The sequence below is a fragment of the Barnesiella sp. An22 genome (assembly GCF_002159975.1).
Taxonomy (GTDB): Bacteria; Bacteroidota; Bacteroidia; order Bacteroidales; family Barnesiellaceae; genus Barnesiella; species Barnesiella merdigallinarum.
On sequence record NZ_NFJR01000002.1, the window covers coordinates 230,926 to 255,816 of the forward strand.

Consider the following 24,891-nt stretch of genomic DNA (forward strand, 5'->3'; position numbering starts at 1 on the left):
TCTTTACATACGGTCGGGCACCTCGATGCCGAGCAGACCCATACCGGTCTTGATGACCTTGGCCACGTTGGCCGAGAGCATCAGGCGGAAGGCCCGTACCTGGGCATCCTCCTCGCGCAGGATGGCGTAGTCGTGGTAGAACTGGTTGTACTCCTTGACCAGGTCGTACACGTAGTTGGCAATGAGCGAGGGGCTATATATGCGACCGGCCTCGGCTACGACCGAGGGGAAGTCGGCCAGGTGCTGGATGAGCGAAATCTCTTTCTCGGTAGGCTCTACGTGGCTGGTATCTACGCTGTGGTAGTCGATACCGGCTTCGGCAGCCTTGCGCATCACCGAGCAGATGCGGGCGTGGGTATACTGGATGAAGGGCCCCGTGTTGCCGTTGAAGTCGATCGACTCTTTGGGGTTGAAAGTCATGTTCTTGCGGGGGTCTACCTTCAGGATAAAGTATTTCAAGGCGCCCAGGCCTACGATGCGCGAAATTTCTTCGGCCTCTTCGGGGGTACAGCCGTCGAGTTTGCCCAGTTCGGCCGAGGTCTCGCGGGCGGTGTCGATCATCTCGTCCATCAGGTCGTCGGCATCGACTACCGTACCTTCGCGCGACTTCATCTTGCCCTCGGGCAACTCTACCATGCCGTAGGAGAAGTGCACCAGGTCTTTGCCCCATTTGAAGCCGAGCCGGTCGAGCAGTATGGAGAGAACCTGGAAGTGGTAGTTTTGTTCGTTACCCACCACATAAATCATCTTGTCGATGGGGAAGTCCCTGAAGCGTTGTTGGGCCGTGCCGATGTCCTGGGTCATGTAGACCGAGGTGCCGTCGCTGCGCAACAGCAGTTTCTGGTCCAGGCCCTCGTTCGTCAGGTCGGCCCATACCGAGCCGTCCTCCTTGCGGAACATGAGCCCCTTTTCGAGACCTTCGAGCACTTTGGCCTTCCCTTCGAGGTAGGTCTGCGACTCGTAATAGATCTTGTCGAAGTCTACACCCAGACGGCGATACGTCTCGTCGAATCCGGCATATACCCAGTTGTTCATCATCTCCCAAACCCGACGTACTTCGGGGTCGCCGGCCTCCCATTTGCGCAGCATCTCGCGAGCCTCCTGCATGAGGGGCGATGCGGCTTCGGCCTCTTCGGCCGTCATGCCCTTGGCCTCGAGCTCTTTGAGCTCCTCCTTATAGTGCTTGTCGAAGAGCACGTAGAAGTCGCCGATGAGGTGGTCGCCCTTCTTGCCGGCCTTTTCGGGCGTGATGCCGTTGCCCCACTTCTCCCAGGCCAGCATCGACTTGCAGATGTGGATACCCCGGTCGTTCACGATGTTGGTCTTCACCACCCGGTTGCCGTTGGCTTGCAGAATTTTCGAGAGGCTGTATCCCAGCAGGTTGTTACGTACGTGACCTAAGTGCAGCGGCTTGTTGGTGTTGGGCGAAGAGTATTCGACCATGATGAGCGGAGCATCGGGGGCAGCCTGGCGGATACCGAATTGAGCCTCCTCGTCGATGTGGTGCAGCATCTCGCTCCAGAACGCCGGAGCGATAACCAGGTTGAGGAACCCTTTGATTACGTTGAACGAGGCAACGGCAGGTTCATGCTCCTTCAGGTATTCGCCAATCTCCTGAGCCGTAGCTTCGGGAGCTTTGTGCGAGGCCTTCAAGAAGGGGAAGACCACGAGGGTAAGGTTGCCTTCGAACTCTTTTTTCGTCTTCTGGGGATTGGTCGTCCCGGGGGCCGCGTCGACTCCATACAAGGCTTTCACGGCCTTGGCGGCGGCATCGGATATGATTTGTTCTATTTTCATCTCTCTACTTTATTAAATATATGGGGTACAAAGATAGTGAAAGGCGAGCGCAGAGGCAAATGGAAAACGAAGTTTTCGACATTTGACAGTGCCGAGCCGCCTCCTTTCTTCTGGAAAGATAGTGAAAGACGAGCGCAGAGGCAAATGGAAAACGAAGTTTTCGACATTTGACGGTGCCGGGAATAAAAGAGCCCCACCTGTTCGCAGTGAGCAAGTGGGTATGGGCAGGACCAAATCGTTGTCGCGACCGGCCGTTTCAACAAAAGGCATTGATGAGGATCGGTACGCTCACCTCGAGTACGATACCATGCAGAACGGCGATGGGTATGAGCTCTTCGCCTCGCGTGGTATTGCGCACAATCATGGGCAGGCACACATCCATCGAGTTGATGCCGGCCACCGATATGGGCACCAGTCGTCCGCCCCAGCGGGCCAACGTAGGAGTGCCAAAGAGGGCAATCATTTCGCGTATGACGTTGGCAAGCAGAGCCACGGTAGCCAGTTCGGTAGCGCCCTGCACGCCGAGGGTTGCACTCTTGAGGTCGGCAATCAGCACCGACGAGAGCGAGTAGTATCCGAACCCGCTCCCCACAAGCAGGCAGTCGCTGAGGTTACGCCCGTGCAGCAGCAATACCCCTATGGCCGAGAAGAGCAGGGTGCCGGCGATGGTAAAGAGGGGCAGCAGCGACATGCGAGGATTGAGCGAGCGGACCAGCTGGCGCAAGTCGGTGGCACTGCCCAGACTGATGCCTACTTGCAGGATGAGCAGCGAGAGGATAATCATAGGCAGGTCGTGCCCGTGCAGCCAGTCGGGTGCCTGGTTTGAAAGTCCCAGCGCAATACCGGCCACGAAACATCCCAGAATGAGCAGATTCTCTTTCATAGTTTACCTCCTTTCTTGAAGAAGATCCGTTGGGCAGCCCGGGCAGCCACGATGCTGCCGACTACGCCCAGGCAGGCAATGACCAGAGCTTGCCAGCCAAATCGGTACAGGTTGTCGATGAGGTCGCGGTTAGACCCTATCGAAATACCGAAAACAAACAACAGCAGGCATACGGTGGCCTGAATGCCCCATTTCGTAGCCTTTACGCAGGAGCGTCCCCGCAGGAGCATCCCTACGCCTATGCCTATGGCGAGTAAGATGAGAATGCGAAACATAGTTGTACACGCTTTTGTGCAGCACTTCTCCGTCGGCCGTATATGCCGAGGGTTACCTGGCTGCAATGATGGTAATATAGAGTTTGATTGAGTCTGGGGCGAGGTGCTTGCCCCGGTCGGGAGTTGTGCCGATAGCGGTGCCACTACTCCCTTTATAGAAGGGGAATGGCTCAAATGAACCCGCTGAACCAGTGGACATACACCGTGGGCGAGGTAGGCGATGCGTTACCTCGAACGATGGAAAATCGAACTTTGTTCAGTACTAATATCATACAAATAAGCGTATAAAAATTCGATGCAAAGGTAGCTATCTTTTGTGGAGTCCCAATAGGAAGGGTCTCTTCTTAATATAATTTAATAGATGTGCCGGCCTCTTTGCATTCGTTGGCTTATGGGTGTCAGGAGCCCGATGGTGGAGCGGGTGGGTTGACCGGGGAACAGACGGTTGTGCCGCGATTGGTAAGGGATGCTCTTTTCCTGCGGAGGGCAATTGCTTGCGTGTGGATTGTCCTCGTGGAGACAAAAAGGGCTGTACCGCGATTGGAAAACGGCACAGCCCTCGGTTCTTGTTATTCGATGAGCCGAATTATTTCTTGGCGTTCTCCTGTTTGCAGCAGGGCGTGTTGGCTTTTTTGCAGTTGGTTTTGCAGGGAGCTTGCTTGCCACAGTTCGCATTCTGTTTGCAACAGGGCGTTTTGCAGTTTGTGTTGCAGGGAGCCTGTTTGCCGCAGTTGGCATTCGACTGGCATTTTTTCTGGCAGTTGGCTTTGCACTCTTTGCCGGTGCAGTTGGTGCACTTGCACGCTTGGCAATTCCCTTTACACTCTTTGCATTTGCAATCGGTGCATTTGCACTCTTTCTTATTGCATTCCTTTTTGCAGCACTCGGTTTTCGCTTTGTTGTCGGTTGTGTTTTGAGCAACAGCCGGTAAAGCGATGATCGAAGCGGCGGCAATGCAGGCCATAATAAGTAATTTCTTCATAGGTCTTGTGTATTTTAGTGAGATTACGTTGCAAATATAATACGAAGTCGTTGTGCCTCAAATACAACGACTCTTATTTTTTCAAAAAAGCAGGCACAAGGTTTGTAAAAGGTGTAAAATCGTACTGATTCTTATCTGTACCGTACGCTCTTTACGGACTCTTTCTTCTGGTGGTCTGCGCCTCGGTTTGCACCTCTTTAGCCCCGTTGGGACCCGAAGATAGGCTGCGACTCGGCAAAGCACAAATAAATTTGCTTTTGCTCTCGGCTTGCACCTCTTTGGCTCCGTTGGGACCCGAAGACAGGCTGCGCCTCGGCAAAGCACAAATAAATTTGTTTTTGCTCTCGGCTTGCACTATCTTTGACACAAAAACAAAATTCAAGACAATGAAACTTAAAATTTATTTATCGCTACTGTTGCTCGTTTGCCTCGGTGGCAGCCTGGTACGGGCCGACGAGCACCCGAAACGGGAGTTCCGTGGAGCGTGGATTCATACGGTGGGGCAGAGCCGTTACCGCGATATGGACCGGGATTCCATGCAGCGCTATTTCAATGGAATGTTGGACAGTCTCCAGCACATCGGCATCAATGCGGTGATTTTCCAGGTGCGCCCTACGGCCGACGCCTTCTATCCCTCGCAGTTGGAGCCGTGGAGCAAATATCTCACGGGGCAGCAAGGGGTGGCTCCCAACCCTATGTGGGACCCGCTGCAATATCTGATTGACCAGTGCCATGCCCGCAATATGGAGTTGCACGCCTGGCTCAATCCCTACCGGGTGGGGACGGTCGGAGCCGAGCCGCTGGCACCGTCGCACATCTATTACAAGCATCCCGAGTGGTTCGTCCAATATGGTAAACAGCTCTATTTCGACCCGGGATTGCCCGAGTGCCGCGAGTTTATCGGCCGGGTGGTCGACGATATTGTGACTCGCTACGATGTCGATGCCATCCACATGGACGACTATTTCTATCCCTATCCTATTGCCGGCAGCGAGTTCCCCGACGATAACAGCTACGCCCGCTATGGTAACGGTATGGAGCGGGGTGACTGGCGTCGCGAGAATGTGAACCTGCTCATCAAGGAGTTGAGCGGGATTATCAAGACGCGCAAACCCTGGGTGCGCTTCGGTATCAGCCCCTTCGGTATCTACCGTAACCAGAAGAGCGACCCCGACGGCAGTGCGACCAACGGCTTGCAGAACTACGACCAGCTTTATGCCGATGTGCTGCTGTGGACCCGTAACGGTTGGGTGGACTACATGTTGCCGCAACTCTATTGGGAGATTGGTCACAAGGCGGCTTGTGTCGAGACGCTTATCTATTGGTGGAACAACCATGCCAACGGCCGGCACCTCTATATCGGGCAGGATGTGGTGCGCACCATGAATGCTACCGACGTGAATCCCATCTACACACAGTTGAACCACAAGATGCAGTTGAGCCGCTACCTCGACCACGTGGGGGGCAACTGTTTCTGGCCGGGCTACTCGTTGCTCGAGAATTACAAGGGTATAGCCGACGACTTGCGCAACTACTACCACGCCGTACCTGCCCTTATCCCGGCTTATACCTTTATCGACAGCAAGGCTCCGGCCGAGGTGAAGGGGCTCAAGGCCAAGTGGACTCCCGACGGTTACGAGCTGCAATGGAAACGCAAGGAGACCAAAGACGAGATGCAGAAACAGATTTACTTCTGTGTCTATCGCTTTACCCCGAGCGAGAAGATTAACCTCTACGATACCTCTCATCTGGTGACGGTGACCCGAGATACCCGCTGCCTGCTCCCCTATAAACGGGGTACTCGCGAGTATGTCTATGTGGTGACGGCTGTAGACCGCATGCACAACGAGAGCGACGGCAAGAGCAAGAAAGTGAAATTGTAACCGGTCTTGTCGAGACCGAACGAATTTGGTGGCGTTGGCTGCCAAGGAGGCCACCCCCGGTTGAGAGGCGGCCTCCTCTTGTTTTTTAATGTTGGGTTTTCGGGACGGTCAGGCTCTGAATCCGACACGTACCGGCTGAGGAACTCTCAAGTCGGGGCGAAGGGCCAGTCGCGCTTCGGCTTCGTCGATGTCGGTCGCCTCTACGGTGCTGAGCAGCACCCGGTCGGTACGGTCGTGGCCGGGAATGGACATGATGCGGCGAGCCATGCTTTTGACAATGCCCTGTTCTATCAGGTTGTGCACCCAGCGGCCGTTCCCGAAGTGGGCGTCGCGGTGAGCGGTAGCTCGGGCAATCGCCGCCCGTAGCCGCTGTTCGGCAGCAGGGGTCAGTACAAATCCCCGGTCTTGCAGCGTCTGGCAGGCAATGGCGTAGAGTTCGTCGTTGGTATAGTCTTCGAAATAGAATTTCAGGGGGAAGCGATCCTTCAATCCCGGGTTCGACTGGAGCAGAGTCTGCATCTTCTCTTCATAGCCGGCCAGAATCACAATCAGGTCGGGGTCGGGTTCCGACAGGATGGGGAGCAGGGCGTGAATCACCTCCTTGCCGAAGTCGTTCGACTCCTTGCTGCGGCCCACCAGCGTGTAGGCCTCGTCGATAAAGAGCACCCCGCCTCGGGCCTGCTCCAGCACCTCCTTCATGCGGTTCTCGGTGTGACCTATGTATTCGCCCACCAGGTCGGTGCGGCAGGTCTCTACCGTGTGCCCCTTCGAGAGCACTCCCATTTGATGATACAGTTCGCCTACCAGACGGGCCACCGTAGTCTTCCCGGTCCCCGGGTTGCCATAGAACAGCATGTGGTGACGATTCTCTTCGTGGGGGTCGAGGCCAAGTTCGCGGCGCTCCCGGGCAAACCGGGCCGCCAGGCAGGCATCCTGCATGTCGGCCTTCAGTTGAGAGAGGCCAATGAGTCTTTCCAGTTTCTGAGTGGCATTGCACGAGGTGTCGGTCGTTTCGGGGCAGGGCTGTCTGAGGTCGCAGACGCCGGCCTCCTCGGGCAGCGGCAATTCTGTCTCCTCGTCGTCGTTCCATATCGAGTTGTCCGGCATCTCCGACAGAGCAAAGGTCGTATGCTCGTCGAAGAGGTCGGCCAGAGCCGGGATATACTGCAACAGCAAGTCGATGTTCTTTTCCGAGCCGTGGAACACGAAGGGCAGGGCATCGGCACTCTTGAGCCAGTCGCTCAGCAAGTCGAGCATGTTTTCGTTACAGGTGCTGGTCCCCATGCGATCGACCTGCACCACGACCGTCTTTTTGTCGTCGAGGTTGTCTCGCAACAACGACCAGCTCAAGCGGCCCGATAGCAGGTCGTTGAGGGCAAACCGGCAACAGGCCTTCGGATGGCTGTCGGTGAGGCTGGCCGCCAGAATGCTGGTGGCAAAAGCAGCCGCCTGCGCCTCGTCGCCCGATACCACCCAGTGCCGCTTCGGGGAGGGAGCGGAGGTGTACCAGAGCAGACTGTCGATGAGTTTGCGAATGGCCGTGGGCGAAATCGACCCCTGAGCCAATCGGCTCCACCACGGTTGGTGGCACAGGTGGCCGACGAAGAAGAGCGCTTCGGGGTGGTCGGCAGCCTCTTCGAGGGCGATGTTTTCCCACTTGTCATAGTCGCTGAACAGCGCAAACGAGGCGTAGCCCCGCAGGAGTCCGTTGCAATAGAGAAACAGGTGGCAGCAATCTTCGAGCCAATAGGAGCTGGAGGCCAGTTGGAAACGTATCTTGCGGGGTGCCTTTCGGCCGTTGGGTTTTTGCCACACGTCGGCACCCAGCAGTTGATAACGGGTAGAGTAGATGCGAATCGACACCTCTTGCACCGGGTCGGGCAGAGTGTCGGTCGAGAGTTCGGCAATCAGCAGATTGATAGCATATTCGGGTCCCTCGAGCGAATCGTCGAGCGAACGCATGATTCGTAAAGTCAGAGGATTATTCATAACAACAAATGATTTTAAGGTGAAAAAATGAGAAAAAAGAATTGTGCGCTGCCCTCTTCGCCTCACGCGAAAACGACAACTGAACCACGCTCGTTTCCCAGGACGAAACGAACGTAACTTTTCCGATTACGTCAAAGAACGCAACAAATCCGCTCCCTGCGAGTGCGGGTACAATCTTGTCGGGTTCATGCCCTACGGCGCGAACCAGACTCGAAAGCTTGTTGCGTGATACATCTCTTTGACAATCATTTGTTGTATATGATCAAAATTTACAGTCTGCCGCCTGCAGTGGCGAGACTGTGCAGAGGCAAAGGTAGTGAATGGAGTGAGAGCCTGCAAGCAAAATCGGAAAATTTTTTTGGTACAACCCTCTATCTTTTATAAAGATAGCTGTGCACGGGTAGGTGTATAAGGTGTCAGTAGGTGGGGCAATGTTCTGTTGTTTATGGAGGTGTCATGGTCGATACATCGGACAACGTCCCGACAGTTGTCGCTCTCTCGGATATGTTCAAAATCATCAAAAATTTAAACCAAAGATTTTTGCAAAAAAGCCCCTTTTTGCTATCTTAGTAGCGCAAAAAAGAGATAAACATCATGGCGAAGCGAGTATATTTGGGCTTAGGCTCGAACCTGGGGAATAAGGAGCAAATCATCAGGAAAGCCATCGACCGGATTGGCAAGCGGGTAGGCACGGTTGTAGCCGTGTCGTCGTTCTACAAGACAGAGCCGTGGGGGTACCAGTCGGTACATACCTTTTGCAATGCGGCCATGGCTGTCGATACCGATTTGCTGCCCGAGGAGGTGCTCTCGACCGTACAGGCCATCGAGCGAGAGTTGGGGAGCAAGGACCATCGGCGGAGCGACGGCAGTTATGCCGACCGGCTTATCGACATCGACCTGCTCGACTACGACGGCCAGGTGCTCGACACCTATGCGCTGGTGCTTCCTCACCCCTACATGCACAAGCGCACCTTTGTGATGGAGCCTCTCGCCGAGATTGCCCCGCAGTGGATGCACCCCGTTCTGGGCAAGACGGCTGCCGAGATACTGGCCGGCCTGGAGGGGCGGTAACATCCAGGGAGAGAATGCCGTATTTGCTGCGGTAGCTGTCGTGGCAAATTGAAAATTCGTTGCGAAAAGAGCGATAAAATTTGGTATTGCTCGCGGCATATATTATCTTTGCCGCGCAATTACAAAAAACTGTGGAAGGATTTGGCTGCTTGCAACCACGAAAAAAAATGCTAAAACTGCGTTACGGGGTCTCGCCGAGGCCCGTCCGGCTTTATCAAAATCAGTTTACTTTCGTGGGCTTTGCAGTCGTTCTTCCTTGAAAAAGAAGTATTTACTATTTATTCAAGAGAGAAATGAACTATTTGTTTACCTCGGAATCGGTGTCGGAAGGACACCCCGATAAAGTGGCCGATCAGATTTCGGACGCTTTGCTTGACGAGTTCCTGGCCTATGACCCGAACTCGAAAGTTGCTTGCGAAACCCTTGTGACGACCGGGCAGGTCGTTTTGGCGGGCGAGGTTAAATCGAATGCTTATGTCGATTTGATGGAGGTGACCCGTCGGGTAATTCACCGGATTGGATATAATAAGAGCTCGTACAAATTCGATGCCGACTCGTGTGGCATCTTTTCGGCCATTCACGAACAGTCGGCCGACATCAACCGGGGCGTGGAGCGTGCCGATGCCATGGAGCAGGGTGCCGGCGACCAGGGCATGATGTTTGGTTATGCCTGCAACGAGACAGACAACTACATGCCTCTCTCGCTCGACCTGTCGCACCTGTTGCTCATCGAGCTGGCCGCCATTCGCCGCGAGGCTTCGGCCATGACCTATCTGCGCAAGGGGCGGGTGACATCGTATCTGCGTCCCGACTCGAAGTCGCAGGTGACTATCGAATACAACGAGAAGAATGAGCCGGTGCGCGTGCACACCATTGTCATCTCGACCCAGCACGACGAGTTCGTGACGCCGGTCGATGGCTCGAAAGAGGCACAGGATGCTGCCGACCGCGAGATGTTGCAGACCATTTATAACGATGTGAAGACGGTGCTTTTGCCCCGCGTGATAGCCCAGTTGCCCGAGCGGGTACGGGCACTCTTCGACGACCAGCTGGTGCTGCTGGTGAACCCCACGGGCAAGTTTGTCATCGGCGGTCCTCACGGCGATACCGGTCTCACGGGTCGTAAAATCATTGTCGACACCTATGGCGGCAAGGGTGGTCACGGCGGCGGCGCCTTCTCGGGCAAAGACCCTTCGAAGGTAGACCGTTCGGCAGCCTATGCCGCCCGGCATATAGCCAAGAACCTGGTGGCTGCCGGTGTATCTGACGAGATTCTGGTGCAGGTATCCTACGCCATCGGGGTGGCCGAGCCGGTAAGTATCTATGTGAATACCTACGGCAAATCGCATGTGCCGATGAGTGATGCCGAGATTGCCCGTCGCGTGGGCGAGATATTCGACATGCGTCCCCGGGCTATCGAGGAGCGGTTGAAACTGCGTAACCCCATCTATGAAGAGACGGCAGCCTATGGCCACATGGGCCGTAAACCGCAGACGGTGGTCAAGACCTTCACGTCGCACTACAACACCGAGCCGGTGGTGCGCGAGGTAGAGCTCTTCACCTGGGAGAAACTCGACTATGTGGATGTAGTGAAGAAAGCCTTCAATCTCGACTGACCGATAGACCGGTCGAAACGGAACCATACGAAGGGTGTGCCTGCGATTTTCGAACGGGTGCACCCTTCGCTCGTTTTCGACAGGGGTAATTCGGCGAGGCTGTTGGGGGATGCCTTTAGTATTTTATCGGGAAAGAGAGATTAGAAGTTGCTGAAATTCTGGGGTTTGATGACGAACCCGATACGCAGCCGGGAGTGGAACTTGTTGTAGTCGAGCAGTCCCTCGCCGTAGCCGTTGTAATATTGCAGGAAGAGATACTGGTTCTCGTTGGGGAAGAGGCGGGCACTCAACTCGACGACGGTGTTGAAGTTGAAGTTCCAGCCGCTGCGTTTGGTGAGGATGATGGAGGCTCCGAATCGGCGGTTGTCGCTCAGGTAGCTGCCGGCCAGTTGGAAGATGCCGCAATACTTGAGTATGTCGCGGTTGTTGCCGCTGTCGATAATGGGTATCCAGGTTTTGAATTGCAGCTCTACGTTGTGATCGACGGCAAGTGCACCCATAAGCGAAATTTTGTTCCAGCTGCGAGACCAGATGCTGTCTTTTCCGTTCGACTCATGCTCGACGAGGAGCGTGACCTGTCCGATGAAGCGGTCGTGGTAGATGACCGGGTGCGTGAGGCCTATGCCCGGATTGAAGTTGAGGTCATACATAGGGAGCGACTCTTGGAATACGTTCCAAAAAGCCTTTTGCGTGTAGGTGATAAAGAGGTAGGTATCGAAGGGTAGCTTGCTCTTGGTGAGTCGCTGGCTGATACTCAACTGAAATTTTACATCCGAATTTTGTCCGGTGGGTCTCCCGCCCAGAGTAGAACCCACGATGAAATAGTTGTCTTTGAAAAGCGAGAAGTAGGGGCGCTTGTCCAGCTCTTCGCGTACGCTGTCGGGATTGTACTTGGGTACATTGTTGCGTATCTGGGCATTGGCGACGACTGCCAGAAGGAGCAAGGGGAGGAGAATGGCAAAACGTTTCATAGACAAGGTATAAGATATTTTGCAAATATATAGAAAGTCGGGAGTATAAAAATAAGCTCGCTTGATTTTTATACCAAAAGGTGTATCCTGTATTCTACCAAAAGGGAAAAGGATTAACCGCTACAAGTGAAAACGCGGTTTTCACATGGTGTTGCGTCGTACCTCCTTTTGGAGGTGCAAATATAGGCTAACTTCTCGGAGATATATAGTCAAAAAGGTCGTTCTTTTTTGTCGTTTTTTCCAGAAAGTTCGGGCTCGGTCGAGGGTTTTGACCGATAAAGTTTGGCTTCTCCCGCAAATCGAGTACATTTGCAAGAAAAGAAAAAGGTTTTACATGAGCAAAATAGGCGCAATATTGTGTGTGGGTGTGCTGCTGTTGAGCGGTTGTGGAGGCAAAAGTCACGAGTTTTCGGTCGAGGGGACCCTCAACAACCTGGGCGGTCGGCCTGTCTATGCGGTTTACAGCACCGAGAGCGGTATCGTGGTCGATACCCTGCGTCCGCAAAACGGATATATCGCCTTTAAAAATTCGTCGGCCGAGCTTATTCCCATTCAGTTTTATTATTTCGACAAGACTCCGTTTACCCAGATTTATGTGCAGAACGGCGACCGCATCGAGCTTTCGGGCGACGGGCAAGACCCCTTCGGCCTGAAGGTAAAGGGCAGTTCGCTGAACAAGGAGCTGTTCAAGTTCAACCAGGAGAACAAGGAGCTGTTGCAAACCTGGCTGGCTGAGCGTAACGCCTCGGCTTCGGGTTCGCGCACCCCTCGGTACGAACAGTTGTGCCGGGAGCTGCAGGGGGTGGTGGCCGACTATGTGGGCAAGCATCGCGACTCGCCCGTGAGTGCCATCCTGTTGAGCAACTATCTGCTGGGCGAGGCCGATCAGGCCCGTTGCGATTCGCTCATTGCCCTGCTCGACCCCGGGGTGCTGGCCGGTGGGGCCGGAGTTCCGTTGGTGCGCTATCGGGAGTTTGAGAATACGTTGAAAGCCGATTCGGTATTGCCCTACCTCTCGCTGGTCACGGTGGCCGATACCTCGTGGATAATCGATGCCCAGGAGGCCCGGGCCACGCTGCTCTGTTTCTGGGCAGCCGAGACGGCCGGGACCCGCGGCTACGAAACTTTCCTGGGCGATATGGCCGCCCGCTACGATACCGCCGTGCAGGTGATAGATGTGTCGCTCGACCGCGACAGTGCCGTATGGCGCCGGACGGTATCCCCCGACACCGTGCAGTGGACCCGGTTGTGGGCCAAGGGGGGCTACCTCTATGCCGGGGTGAAGTGGCTCGACATACACCGCCTGCCCTATCTGTTGGTAGCCGATTCGACGGGCCGGGTGGTGGCACGAGGTCTGTCGCCCGACTCGACCCGGGCCTGCATCGACCGGATGATTAAACCCTAATCGGGTGTATATAACCTGCTTAAATCTATTACTATGTTGGTGAAAGTTTTCGGAGCAGCCGTGCAGGGCATCGACGCCCTGGTCGTCACCATCGAGGTGAACTGCTCGCAGGGGATTCGATTTCTCATGGTGGGGCTGCCCGATGCGGCAGTCAAGGAGAGCCACGAACGCATTGTCTCGGCCGTAGAGCACAACGGCTATAAATTTCCACGTCGACAAGTCATTGTGAACATGTCGCCTGCCGACATCCGCAAGGAGGGGGCCTCTTACGACCTGCCTCTGGCCATCGGCATCCTGGCCAGCGACGGCAAGGTGAAGAGCAACCGCCTGGGCGACTACATGCTCATGGGCGAACTCTCGCTCGACGGTTCCATTCTCCCCATCAAGGGGGCATTGCCTATCGCCATCAAGGCCCGCGAGGAGGGATTCAAGGGGTTGATTATCCCCAAGGCCAATGTGCGCGAAGCGGCCGTGGTGAACAACCTCGAGGTCTACGGGGTGGAGAACCTCACCGAGGTGATCCGTTTCTTCGATGGAGAGGTGGAGTTGGAACCGACCGTCATCGACACCCGGGCCGAATTTTTCAAGGAGTGTACCCGTTTCGACCTCGACTTCAGCGACGTGAAGGGGCAGGAGAGCGTGAAGCGTGCCTTCGAGGTCGCTGCTGCGGGCGGGCACAACATCATACTCATAGGTCCGCCGGGGGCAGGCAAGTCGATGATGGCCAAGCGGTTGCCGTCGATACTCCCGCCGCTCACCCTGCAAGAGGCCCTCGAGACCACCAAGATACACTCGGTAGCCGGCCGTATGGAGCGGGGTAGTTCACTGCTGTCGCAACGCCCCTTCCGGGCTCCGCACCACACCATCTCGTCGGTAGCGCTGGTCGGTGGCGGTGCCTATCCCCAGCCGGGCGAGATCTCGCTGGCTCACAACGGGGTGCTCTTTCTCGACGAGCTGCCCGAGTTTTCGCGTCAGGTACTCGAGGTGATGCGCCAACCGCTCGAAGACCGCAAAATCACCATCGCCCGGGCCAAATATTCGATTGAATATCCGGCCAGTGTGATGCTGGTAGCCTCGATGAACCCCTGCCCTTGCGGCTATTACAACCACCCCGACAAGGAGTGCATCTGCAACCCGGGGGCCATACAGCGTTATTTGGGAAAAATATCGGGTCCGCTGCTCGACCGCATCGACATACAGGTAGAGATTGTGCCCGTACCCTTCGAAAAAATATCGGATACCCGTCCGGCCGAGTCGAGCGAAGCGATACGTCGGCGTGTTGTGGCCGCCCGGGAGGTTCAGGCCGCCCGCTTTGCCGAGTATCCCGGCATCTACTGCAACGCCCAGATGACTCCCCGACTGCTGAACCGCTATGCCGCACCCGATGCCGCCGGGCTCAAACGGCTGAAGGATGCCATGGAGCGATTCCACCTCTCGGCCCGAGCCTACGATCGTATCTTGAAGGTAGCTCGCACCATTGCCGACCTCGACGGATGCGAGACGGTGCAGGTGCAGCACATCAACGAGGCGGTGAACTACCGCAACCTCGACCGCGAGAACTGGGGCGACCGTTGAGTAAAGGGCGTTTTTTTCGCCGGCGAAGCAGATAACCGGGATAGGGATAAAGACAATTTAAGAAAAATATCTATTTTTGCCGCGAAAAGGAGACCTTGATGTCCTTCGCGGGAAGATGATGCAATTGAGAATCCTTAAACTGATAACTGAAAAATATAACCATCATAACATTAGCAATGAAGAAAATAGGCTTGTTGGGCATATTCTTATGCCTGAATTTTATGCTGTACTCCGACACCCTGAAAAAGGTAATCGATGTGGAGTACAAGGACAACACGGTGGTGAGCGTGGTGCTCTCTCCCGATTTGACGATGCGGTTTGCCGACGATGCCCTCGTTTTTGAGAGTGCAGAGACCGACAACAGTTTTGCCTTGGCCGATATTTCGGGTTTTCGCTATACCAAGCGGGCCATTTCGGGTATTCAGGAGGTCACGGCCGAGACCTTTGTCGTGACAGCCGAGTCGTTGCAGATAAACGGATTGCCCGCCGGAACGACAGTGCGGGTATACGACCTGAACGGCCGCGTGGTGGCCGACGCACAGGTCGACGGCGAGTTCCGTCTGGCGTTCGACCGGTTGCCCGGTGGGGTCTATGTGGTCAACTATGGCCAGGTGTCGCGCAAGATTATCGTCGCTCCACGAGGGTAATCCTTCCGATAGAGAGTTGTAATAAATAAAAGAATATCATACCAGTAGTTCAAATAGAAAAACATGAAAAAACTATTCCTCCTTCTCCTGTTGCTGCCGCTTTGGGTATACGGCCAACAGGCTCACCCCTGGCTTCACATATACCACAACGATGTCGATTTCAATTCGGTAAAGGCTACGGAGATTACCGAGATGACACATCGCCTCTCCGATAGCGACGATTCGCTCGACAGTCTCATTGTCAACACGAAAGAGAACCGCTTGTCGGTAGCTCTCTCCGATATAGACCGCTGTGCCGTGGGCACGAATGTCCCCACCGTATACATCACGATACCCGACTATCCCAACTTGAGCGAACTCTATGACAAGGAGCTCTACCTCGATGCCATGATCAGTATCGACGGCAACGGTGTAGTCGACGATTTGGAACCTACGGCCGTCTCGATCAAGGGGCGGGGCAACAGTACCTGGAACTATGTGAAGAAACCCTATCGGTTGAAATTCGACAAGAAGATTGCCATTTGCGGTCTGGCCAAAGCCAAGAGCTATGCCTTGATTGCCAACTACATCGACTGTACGCTCATGCGGAATGCCATCGCCTTGAAGATAGGCCAGTTGCTCGAGATGCCCTATACCAACCATTGCCAGCCGATACGGGTCTATTTCAACGGTATCTTCAAGGGGGCATACTTCATCACCGAGAAGATTGGCATCACGGGGGCGAGTGTCGATATCGACGAAGAGACTGGCATCTTGTTTGAGATGGATACCAACTTTGACGAGGACTACAAGTTCTGGTCGCGCTACTACAACCTGCCCATGATGGTGAAAGATCCCGACCTGAGCGAAATTGCCGAGTTGAAGGGGGTGACCCCCGAGTCGCTGTTGACCACCTGGGGCGATGATTTTACCGAGTTTGAGCGCAAGGTTTTTATGGGCGAGGATCTCTCTACCAGTCTCGATATGGAGTCGCTTGTCAACTACCTGATAGTCTATAACGTGTGCGGCAATCGCGAGCCCGTGTGGCCGAAGAGCCTTTATTTGTATAAGGCGAGTCTCGACGATGTTTATCATTTCGGCCCCATTTGGGACTTTGACTGGGCCTTTACCTACAACGACGGGGTGGAAAATCAGGAGCCTACCTTGCCGTTGCTGGAGCCTTTTCAACAAGGGCAACATGCCGATTTCTTGAAAAAAATCTGTTCTACTCCCGAGTTTCGTGCTCTCTATAAGGAGAAATTCGACCATTTCAAGACCTCGCTTTATCCTCTGCTGTTGGAGTATATCGATGAATATGCCGACACGATAGAGCCGTCGGCCATAGAGAATGGGTTGATATGGCCGGCCGAACCGGGCCGAACCGAGGGGTCGTTTCATTTTAGAGAAAACCTCGACAAATTGAAAGAGTGGATACAAAACCGCATGGAGTTTATCTCGGGTCACGAGAACTTCGGATTGTATAACTGATAGCGGATAAACCGTGATGACATAAGGCGGAGGGGCCGGCCCATGCGAGGGTAGCCCCTCCGCTTCATTTTTCTCCTGTTTGGTTGGACAAATCGGAAGTGTTGCCTGTATACCATATAAAAAAGAGTAGGAATATGGACACGAAGAGAGAAGAACGATTGTTGTCGTTGGATACCTTGCGGGGATTCGACATGCTGTTTATCATGGGGTTTGCTCCGCTGGTTGTAGCCCTGAACCGGTGTTACCCGACAGCCGTGGGCGACTGGCTTGCCGGGCAGATGTCGCATACGGCTTGGCATGGGTTTACACAACACGACCTGATTTTTCCTCTATTCCTCTTCATCGCCGGTATCTCTTTCCCGTTCTCTCTGGCCAAGCAGCGCAGCCGAGGGGTGCCCGACCGCCGCATCGGCCTGCGAGTATTGCGACGGGGGGTGACCCTCGTGGTGTTGGGCATGGTCTATAACGGCCTGTTGCAGTTCGATTTTGCCGATTTGCGGGTGGCCAGTGTACTGGGTCGCATAGGGGTGGCCTGGATGGTCGGGGCCTGGATTTACATGCGCTTGCCGAAGCGGTTGCAGTATGGACTCATCGTGTTTATTCTTGTGGTGTACTGGCTGTTGCTGGCGTTTGTCCCGGCTCCCGATGCTCCGGGAGCCTCGCCTTTCTCGCCCGAAGGCAATCTGGCGGGATACATAGACCGCATTCTGTTGCCGGGCCGGTTGAACGATGGCTGTTTCGACCCCGAGGGATTGTTGAGTACCCTGCCTGCCATAGTAACGGCCCTGTTGGGTATGTATGCCGGCGAGATGGTACGGTCGGCCCGTTTGGGGAGCGGGGCTCGGAAGAGCCTGTGGCTGGCTGCAACAGGTGTGGGACTGGTTGCCCTGGGCGTGATGTGGAACGAGGTATTCCCTATTAATAAAATTCTGTGGAGCAGCTCGTTTACCTGTTTTGCCGGCGGACTCTCGTTCTTGTTGTTTGCCCTCTTTTATTATGTGGTCGACGTGCGAGGTTGGCGGTCGTGGACTCTCTTCTTTCGGGTGATAGGGCTCAACTCCATCACCATCTATCTGGCCCAGCCGATGATAGGTTTCTCGCATCTGAACCGTTTCTTGTTCGGCGGGCTGGCCCATTGGGCGGGCGAATATGCTGGAGAGCCGGTGGGCGAGGTGTTCCTTCGTACGGGGTATGTGGTCTGTTGCTGGGTCTTCCTCTATTTTCTGTATCGCAAACAGATATTTTTGAAGGTATAGCGGTGCGCCGGGAGCTCCCGGCTGCACCGTTGTCGGGTTTCCGGGAGGGAATAAAACGGCGTTTACATTTTTTTAATTTCACAAATTCGGCCGAAACCGTTATCTTTGTTTCTCTTAAACAGGATAGAAACAAGAAGATAAAAGAATAAATCGTGGCCAAGGAAATTGTTGAAACTCCGCTCATGAAGCAGTATATCGAGATGAAAGCCCAGCACCCCGATGCTATATTGCTTTTCAGAGTAGGGGATTTCTATGAGACCTTTTCGGACGATGCCATCGTGGCATCTGAGATTCTGGGAATTACGCTTACCCGTCGGGCAAACGGTGCCGCGCAATATGTCGAGCTGGCGGGCTTCCCGCATCATGCCCTCGACACCTATCTGCCCAAACTGGTGCGGGCCGGCAAGCGGGTGGCTATCTGCGAACAGCTGGAAGACCCCAAGCTGGCCAAGAAGCTGGTGAAGCGGGGTATCACCGAGCTGGTGACCCCGGGTGTGTCGATCAACGACAATATACTGGACCATAAAGAGAATAACTTCCTGGCCGGCGTTCACTTCGGGAAAAACAACAAGGTGGGCGTGGCTTTCCTCGACATCTCGACCGGCGAGTTTCTGGCTGCCGAGGGCGATTACGACTATGTAGACAAACTGCTGGGCAACTTCGCCCCCAAGGAGGTGCTGTTCGAGCGCACCAAGCGTAAACTCTTCGAAGAGCATTTCGGCAGCCGCTTCTTCACCTTCGAACTCGACGACTGGGTCTATACCGAAGATGCTGCCAAAGACCGCCTGCTGCGCCACTTCGAGACCAAGAACCTCAAGGGATTCGGCGTGCACAACATGCCTTGTGCCATCATTGCGGCCGGGTCGCTGCTTCACTACCTCGACATTACCCAACATACCCATATTTCGCACATCACCTCGCTCTCCCGCATCGAGGAGGAGCGCTATGTGCGCCTCGACAAGTTTACGGTGCGCAGCCTCGAACTGCTCGCCCCCATGAACGAGGGGGGCAAGAGTCTGCTCGACGTCATCGACCGCACCGTCACCCCCATGGGTGCCCGCATGCTCAGGCGATGGATTATCTTTCCTCTGAAGGATGTGAAGCCTATCGAAGACCGGTTGAACGGCGTGGAGTTCTTCTTCCGTCACCCCGAAGCTCGCGAGGTTATCGACCCGCAGCTCGACACCATCGGCGACATGGAGCGGCTCATCTCGAAGGTGGCCGTGGGGCGTATCTCGCCCCGTGAGGTGGTGCAGCTCAAGGTGGCCCTGCAGGCCATCGAGCCCATCAAGGCGGTGTGCGAGCAGAGCGACGAGCCGGTGCTGCAACGCATAGGCGAGCAACTCAACTGCTGCGCGAGCATACGCGACCGCATCGAGCGGGAGATTGTGCCCGATGCGCCCAACGTCTCCAACCGCGGCGGCATCATCCGCAAGGGGGTGAATGCCGAACTCGACGACCTGCGCGAGATTTCTACCTCGGGCAAGGATTACCTGCTGCACGTGCAGCAGCGCGAGAGCGACCGCACGGGTATCCCCAGCCTCAAGGTGGGCTACAACAACGTGTTCGGTTACTACATCGAGGTGCGCAATACCCACAAGGACAAGGTGCCGGCCGACTGGGTGCGCAAGCAGACCCTGGTGAATGCCGAGCGATACATCACCCAGGAGCTGAAGGAGTATGAAGAGAAGATACTCGGGGCCGAGGAGAAGATACTCTCGCTGGAGGCCCAGCTGTTCAACGACCTGATTCTGGCCCTCACCGAGTTCATCCCGGCCATCCAGCTCGACTCGAATCTGATAGCCCGGCTCGACTGCCTGCTGTCGTTTGTGAAGTCGGCCGTCGAGAACCGCTATATCCGCCCCGAGATTAACGATTCGCTCACCATCGACATCAAGGAGGGGCGCCACCCGGTCATCGAGAAGCAGATGCCCCCGGGCGAGAGCTACGTTAGCAACAGCGTGGAGCTCGACAACGACAAGCAGCAGATCATGATGATTACCGGTCCCAACATGGCCGGTAAGTCGGCCCTGTTGCGGCAGACGGCCCTCATTGTGCTGATGGCGCAGATAGGCAGTTTCGTCCCCGCCGAGGCGGCCAGCATAGGCATTGTCGACAAGATATTCACTCGCGTGGGGGCTTCGGACAACATCTCGCTGGGCGAGTCGACCTTCATGGTCGAGATGACCGAGGCGGCCGACATCCTCAACAACCTGTCGGAACGCAGCCTCGTGCTCTTCGACGAGTTGGGGCGCGGCACCAGTACCTACGACGGCATCTCCATTGCCTGGGCCATCGTCGAGCACATACACGAGCATCCCAAGGCACGGGCCAAGACCCTATTCGCCACTCACTACCACGAGCTCAACGAGATGGAACGCACCTACAAGCGCATTGTCAACTACAACGTCTCGGTCAAGGAGATTGACAACAAGGTGATATTCCTGCGCAAACTGGTGCGGGGCGGCAGCGAACACAGCTTCGGTATCCACGTGGCCAAGCTGGCCGGCATGCCCCAGAGCATCGTCAAGCGGGCTAACCAGATATTGAAACAGCTCGAGGACGAGAACCGGCAGACGGGGCTGGCCAAACCTACGGCCGAGATTGCCTCGTCGCGCGGTGGCGTGCAGCTGAGTTTCTTCCAGCTCGACGACCCCGTGCTCTCGCAGGTGCGCGACGAGATTCTGCGGACCGACATCAACAACCTCACGCCGGTCGAGGCCCTGAACAAACTGAATGAGATAAAAAAGATAATCACCGGGAAATAACAGTGATTCATGATGAAGAGAAGCGATTTTGAAATTATGGCACCCGTGGGTTCGTACGACTCGCTGGCTGCCGCCATACAGGGAGGGGCCGACTCGATCTACTTCGGTATCGAGGGGCTGAACATGCGCTCCCGTTCGTCCAACAACTTTACCATCGACGACCTGCACGAGATTGTGCGCATCTGCAACGAGCACGGCATCAAGAGCTACCTCACGGTCAATACCGTCATCTACGACGAAGACATCGCCCTGTTGCACCGCATTGTCGATGCGGCCAAGGAGGCGGGACTCACGGCCATTATCGCCAGCGACGTGGCCGCCATGACCTATGCCCGCGAGGTGGGGGTCGAGGTGCATCTGTCGACCCAGCTGAATATCTCGAATACCGAGGCCCTGCGTTTCTATGCCCGCTTTGCCGACGTGGTGGTGCTGGCCCGCGAGTTGAATCTGGAGCAGGTCACCCGCATTCACGAGGCCATCGAGCGCGACCACATCGTGGGGCCGGGCGGCGAGCCGGTGCGTATCGAGATGTTCTGCCACGGGGCCCTGTGCATGGCCGTTTCGGGCAAGTGCTATTTGAGCCTGCACGAGATGAATGCCTCGGCCAACCGGGGAGCCTGCATGCAGATTTGCCGCCGCTCCTACGAGGTAAGAGACAAGGAGACCGGCGACGAGCTCGAGGTGGACAACGCCTATATCATGTCGCCGAAAGATTTGAAAACCATACACTTCCTCAATAAACTCATCGATGCCGGCGTGCGGGTGTTCAAAATCGAGGGGCGTGCCCGCGGTCCCGAATATGTGCGTACCGTCGTCTCGTGTTACAACGAGGCTATCGATGCCTGTCTGGCCGGCGACTTCACCGACGAGAAGATAGCCGGTTGGGACCAGCGGCTTGCCACCGTCTTCAATCGGGGTTTCTGGAACGGTTATTACCTGGGGCAGCGGTTGGGCGAGTGGACCCACAACTACGGGTCGGCGGCCACCAAGCGCAAGGTCTACATAGGCAAGGGGGTGAAATACTTCTCCAACCTGGGGGTGGCCGAGTTTCTGCTCGAGAGCGGGTCGCTGAGCGTAGGCGACGAGGTGGTCATCACCGGGCCCACGACCGGAGCCCTCTTCCGCAAGGTCGAGGAGATACGGGTCGACCTGAAACCGGTCGAGACCGCCGTAAAGGGCGACCGCTTCTCGATGCGGGTCGACGAGAAGATACGTCCGTCGGACAAATTGTATAAATGGGTAGATAGTTCGGAACTTAAATCGAAATAGTTATGTTCAGGAAACGAGCGATTGCAGCAATCTTGGGAATGGCCTGTGTGGGACAGCTCGCGGCCACGAAACAGGGCGTGCCGGCCTACGACGATTACAAGGCTTTGATAAACAGGGGTATCTCTCTCTTCGAAGAGAAGAACTACGTGGGTTGCTCCGATGTGATGCAGGAGGCGCGCCAGGGCGACCTGCCGCGCGAGTTGCGCGAGACGGCCGACTGGTATATCGCGCTGGCCGAGGCCCGCAACCATTCGCCGCAGACGGTAAGTCTGCTGACGGCTTTCCTGCGCGAATACCCCGAGTCGTCGCACACTCTGCAGGCGCGGTTGGCTCTGGCCGACTATTATTACGACCGGCAGGAGTATGCCCGGGCCTTGAAGGCCTACCGCTCGATCAACGTGAGTCTGCTCACCGGCGACGAGGAGGACCGCTGGGGTTACCGCACCGCCTGTTCGCTGTTGAAGACCGGCGAGCCCGCATCGGCCAAACCGCTCTTTCAGATTCTCATCGGGAAAGATAAATTCAAAACCGGCTCTACCTTCTATCTGGCCTATATCCAGATGAACGAGGGCGACGACCGGGTGGCATTGAGCAACTTTGCCAAGGTCTCGGGCGATGCCCGATACGGCTATTCGGCCCGGCTGCACATGCTGCAAATCTACTTCAAGCAGAAGCGTTTTGCCCAGGTGTTGAGCGAGGGTAAAGAGTTGCTCTCGCACACCACGACCGATGCCGATGCCTATACCGAGTTGCTTCGTCTGTTGGGCGAGAGTGCTTACCACGAAGGCAACGACACCTTGGCCGCCGACTACCTCGAGCGCTATCTGCAACGCACTGGCCAGCCGCAACGCTCGGCCCTCTATGCGATGGGTGTGATGGCCTATCGTCAGGGCGACGATGTGCGGGCCATCAACTATCTGGGACGGGTGACCGCCACCGACGATGCCCTGTCGCAAAATGCCTACCTCTACATCGGGCAGGCTTACCTGCGGGCCGGCGACAAGAACAACGCCCGCATGGCCTTCGAGATGGCCTCGCAGGGCAACTACGACACTCAGGTGCGCGAGACGGCTCTCTACAACTACGCCCTCTGTCTCTACGACCGGTCGGCCTCGCCCTTCGACAATTCGGTGGGGGTGTTCGAGCGTTTCCTCAACGAGTTCCCCGAGTCGCGCTATGCCGACCGCATCAACGACTACCTGGTCGAGGTCTATATGACTACCCGCAACTACCGGTCGGCCCTGGCTTCAATCGAGAAGATACAGCGGCCCGACAGCAAGATATTGGCCGCCAAGCAGCGCATCCTGTTCCAGTTGGGTACCGAGGCGTTTGCCAATACCCGCATCGAGGAGGCCCGGCAGCTTTTCACCCAGGCTATCGGCGTGGGCAACTACGATGCCGACATCCGCGCCAAGGCTTCGTTCTGGCTCGCCGAGTGCCTGTATCGTCAGGAGCAATACGGTGCCGCGGCCCGCAACTACTCGGCATTCCTCTCGGCCTGCAAGGACAAGCGCAGCGAGATGTATGCCCTGGCCTGGTACGACTGGGCCTATTGCCAGTTCAAGCAACACAACTTCGCGCAGGCGCTCGACGGCTTCTCGCGTTACCTCTCGGCACAGACGGGGGCCGACAAGCGCATGGTGGCCGATGCCTATGCCCGTACCGGCGACTGCTACTACTACGCCCGTCGCTATGCCGATGCCGAGCAATATTACGCACAGGCGCAGCAGACCTATCCGGCCGGCGGCGATTACGCCCTCTTCCAGAAGGCATTCATGGCCGGGTTGCAGAAAAATCAGGAGCGTAAAATCGAACTGCTCGACCAGCTCATCGCCCAGTATCCCCGCTCGGGTTATCTGGCCAATGCCTGGTTCGAAAAGGGACAAGCCTATACGATACTCAACCGCAACAACGAGGCCATAGCCAGCTACCGCCAGCTGATGGACAACTATCCCCAGAGCGCGATAGCCCGTAAGGGCGGCCTGCAGCTGGGCATGGTCTACTTCAACAACGGCCAGACCGACGAGTCGGTAGCCGCCTACCAGCAGGTAATCGAGCGCTATCCTACCAGCGAAGAGGCCCGTGTGGCCGTGGCCGACCTCAAGTCGGTCTATGTCGAGAAAGATGCCGTCGATGCCTATGCCACTTACCTCAACCGCGTGGGGCTGGCCGAACAGGCACCCGTGGGCGAACTCGACTCGCTCTCCTACATGGCTGCCGAGCGCACCTACATGACGGGCAAGGGGGCGGCCTCGCTCGAGAAATATCTGCGCAACTACCCGGGTGGGGCCTTTGTGGTGCCGGCCCACTTCTATGTGGCACAGGCTGCCTTTGCCGCCAAGGAGTATGACAAGGCCCTCGCCTCGTTCGACTATGTGGTGACCCACAGTCCCGACGGCGAGTTTGGCGAGGAGTCGTTGGCCCGTAAGTGCGAAATCCTCTATCTGAATGGCCGTTACGACGAGGCTCTCGAAGGTTTCAAGGCCCTTGAGAAGAAGGCCACGACGGCCGAGAACAAGCAGGCGGCCTGGCTGGGCATGCTGCGCATAGCCCGCAACAAGCAGCAGTACGACCTGGTACTCGCTGCCGCCGAAGGTCTGCTGGGCGAGAGCAAGCTGTCGCCCGACCTGCGGCAGGAGGTACTCTTTGCCCGGGCCGATGCCTGTGCCCACAGCGGGCAGGGCGAGAAGGCTGCCGCCGACTGGCAGGAACTGGCCCAGGATACGCGGTCGGAGTATGGCGCACAGAGTGCCTACCTGTTGGCTCAATATCAGTTCGACAACAAAGCCCTCAACAATGCCGAGAAGACCCTGAACGCCTTTATCGACAAGGGCACCCCGCACAGCTACTGGCTGGCCCGGGGCTTCCTGCTCATGGCCGACATCTACGAGAAGCGGGGCGAGACCTTCCAGGCCCGGCAGTATCTGCAGAGCCTGCGCAACAACTATCCGGCGAGCGACGACGATATAAGTGCCCGTATCGACGAGCGGCTGGCCCGATTGGGAAAAACGGAGTAGAACGATTCAATACATGTAAC

Annotated in this window: 17 protein-coding genes; 11 read left to right on the forward strand and 6 right to left on the reverse strand. The window is 56.1% G+C overall.

Annotated features, from left to right (window positions below; genetic code table 11):
* Nucleotides 1–3: 3 nt before the first annotated feature.
* The 4 genes from argS to B5F38_RS03570 form a co-directional block, all read right to left on the reverse strand.
* A complete protein-coding gene (gene argS, locus B5F38_RS03555) occupies nucleotides 4–1,797 on the reverse strand; it encodes an arginine--tRNA ligase (protein WP_087407952.1) in 1,794 nt (597 codons plus the stop codon).
* A 256-nt stretch (nucleotides 1,798–2,053) separates the two neighbouring features.
* On the reverse strand, nucleotides 2,054–2,680 hold the full coding sequence (locus tag B5F38_RS03560; protein ID WP_087407953.1) for a lysine exporter LysO family protein: 627 nt from the start codon (nucleotides 2,678–2,680) through the stop codon (nucleotides 2,054–2,056).
* Nucleotides 2,677–2,955 (reverse strand): LysO family transporter, encoded by a 279-nt coding sequence (locus tag B5F38_RS03565; protein WP_087407954.1) that lies wholly within the window; start codon nucleotides 2,953–2,955, stop codon nucleotides 2,677–2,679. The genes B5F38_RS03560 and B5F38_RS03565 overlap by 4 nt, the downstream gene beginning before the upstream one ends.
* Before the next feature lie 586 nt (nucleotides 2,956–3,541).
* On the reverse strand, nucleotides 3,542–3,937 hold the full coding sequence (locus B5F38_RS03570; RefSeq protein ID WP_143240895.1) for a hypothetical protein: 396 nt from the start codon (nucleotides 3,935–3,937) through the stop codon (nucleotides 3,542–3,544).
* 386 nt (nucleotides 3,938–4,323) lie between these two features.
* On the opposite strand from B5F38_RS03570, the gene B5F38_RS03580 reads away from it, so the two are divergent.
* On the forward strand, nucleotides 4,324–5,820 hold the full coding sequence (locus B5F38_RS03580) for a family 10 glycosylhydrolase (RefSeq protein ID WP_087407957.1): 1,497 nt from the start codon (nucleotides 4,324–4,326) through the stop codon (nucleotides 5,818–5,820).
* A 108-nt stretch (nucleotides 5,821–5,928) separates the two neighbouring features.
* On the opposite strand, the gene B5F38_RS03585 is transcribed toward B5F38_RS03580, so the two are convergent.
* Nucleotides 5,929–7,809 carry an AAA family ATPase gene (locus tag B5F38_RS03585; protein ID WP_087407958.1) on the reverse strand — a complete coding sequence of 627 codons (1,881 nt, stop codon included), beginning with the start codon at nucleotides 7,807–7,809 and terminating at the stop codon, nucleotides 5,929–5,931.
* A 594-nt stretch (nucleotides 7,810–8,403) separates the two neighbouring features.
* Here B5F38_RS03585 and folK point away from each other — a divergent pair.
* Together folK and metK are read left to right on the forward strand one after the other, a co-directional pair.
* Complete coding sequence (folK, locus tag B5F38_RS03590; RefSeq protein WP_087407959.1) at nucleotides 8,404–8,880, forward strand: 2-amino-4-hydroxy-6-hydroxymethyldihydropteridine diphosphokinase; 477 nt, start codon at nucleotides 8,404–8,406, stop codon at nucleotides 8,878–8,880.
* Nucleotides 8,881–9,173: 293 nt separating this feature from the next.
* On the forward strand, nucleotides 9,174–10,496 hold the full coding sequence (metK, locus tag B5F38_RS03600) for a methionine adenosyltransferase (RefSeq protein ID WP_087407961.1): 1,323 nt from the start codon (nucleotides 9,174–9,176) through the stop codon (nucleotides 10,494–10,496).
* Nucleotides 10,497–10,636: 140 nt separating this feature from the next.
* Here the strand turns inward: metK and B5F38_RS03605 are convergent, their stop codons facing one another.
* Nucleotides 10,637–11,467, reverse strand: a complete 831-nt coding sequence (locus B5F38_RS03605) for a phospholipase A (RefSeq protein WP_087407962.1) — start codon at nucleotides 11,465–11,467, stop codon at nucleotides 10,637–10,639.
* Between the two features lie 334 nt (nucleotides 11,468–11,801).
* Between B5F38_RS03605 and B5F38_RS03610 the strand changes: the two genes are divergently transcribed.
* The 8 genes from B5F38_RS03610 to B5F38_RS03645 all read left to right on the forward strand — a co-directional run bounded on the left by B5F38_RS03610 (nucleotide 11,802) and on the right by B5F38_RS03645 (nucleotide 24,871).
* A complete protein-coding gene (locus tag B5F38_RS03610; RefSeq protein WP_158096836.1) occupies nucleotides 11,802–12,872 on the forward strand; it encodes a DUF4369 domain-containing protein in 1,071 nt (356 codons plus the stop codon).
* A 33-nt stretch (nucleotides 12,873–12,905) separates the two neighbouring features.
* Nucleotides 12,906–14,447 carry a YifB family Mg chelatase-like AAA ATPase gene (locus tag B5F38_RS03615; RefSeq protein WP_087407964.1) on the forward strand — a complete coding sequence of 514 codons (1,542 nt, stop codon included), beginning with the start codon at nucleotides 12,906–12,908 and terminating at the stop codon, nucleotides 14,445–14,447.
* 176 nt (nucleotides 14,448–14,623) lie between these two features.
* Nucleotides 14,624–15,094 carry a T9SS type A sorting domain-containing protein gene (locus B5F38_RS03620; RefSeq protein WP_087407965.1) on the forward strand — a complete coding sequence of 157 codons (471 nt, stop codon included), beginning with the start codon at nucleotides 14,624–14,626 and terminating at the stop codon, nucleotides 15,092–15,094.
* 63 nt (nucleotides 15,095–15,157) lie between these two features.
* A complete protein-coding gene (locus B5F38_RS03625; protein WP_087407966.1) occupies nucleotides 15,158–16,561 on the forward strand; it encodes a CotH kinase family protein in 1,404 nt (467 codons plus the stop codon).
* A 134-nt stretch (nucleotides 16,562–16,695) separates the two neighbouring features.
* Nucleotides 16,696–17,817, forward strand: coding sequence for a DUF5009 domain-containing protein (locus tag B5F38_RS03630; RefSeq protein WP_087407967.1), 1,122 nt, complete (start codon nucleotides 16,696–16,698; stop codon nucleotides 17,815–17,817).
* 152 nt (nucleotides 17,818–17,969) lie between these two features.
* A complete protein-coding gene (mutS, locus tag B5F38_RS03635; protein WP_087407968.1) occupies nucleotides 17,970–20,585 on the forward strand; it encodes a DNA mismatch repair protein MutS in 2,616 nt (871 codons plus the stop codon).
* A 12-nt stretch (nucleotides 20,586–20,597) separates the two neighbouring features.
* Nucleotides 20,598–21,854, forward strand: a complete 1,257-nt coding sequence (locus B5F38_RS03640; protein WP_162611669.1) for a peptidase U32 family protein — start codon at nucleotides 20,598–20,600, stop codon at nucleotides 21,852–21,854.
* A gap of 2 nt (nucleotides 21,855–21,856) precedes the next feature.
* Complete coding sequence (locus B5F38_RS03645; RefSeq protein WP_087407970.1) at nucleotides 21,857–24,871, forward strand: tetratricopeptide repeat protein; 3,015 nt, start codon at nucleotides 21,857–21,859, stop codon at nucleotides 24,869–24,871.
* Nucleotides 24,872–24,891: the final 20 nt, after the last annotated feature.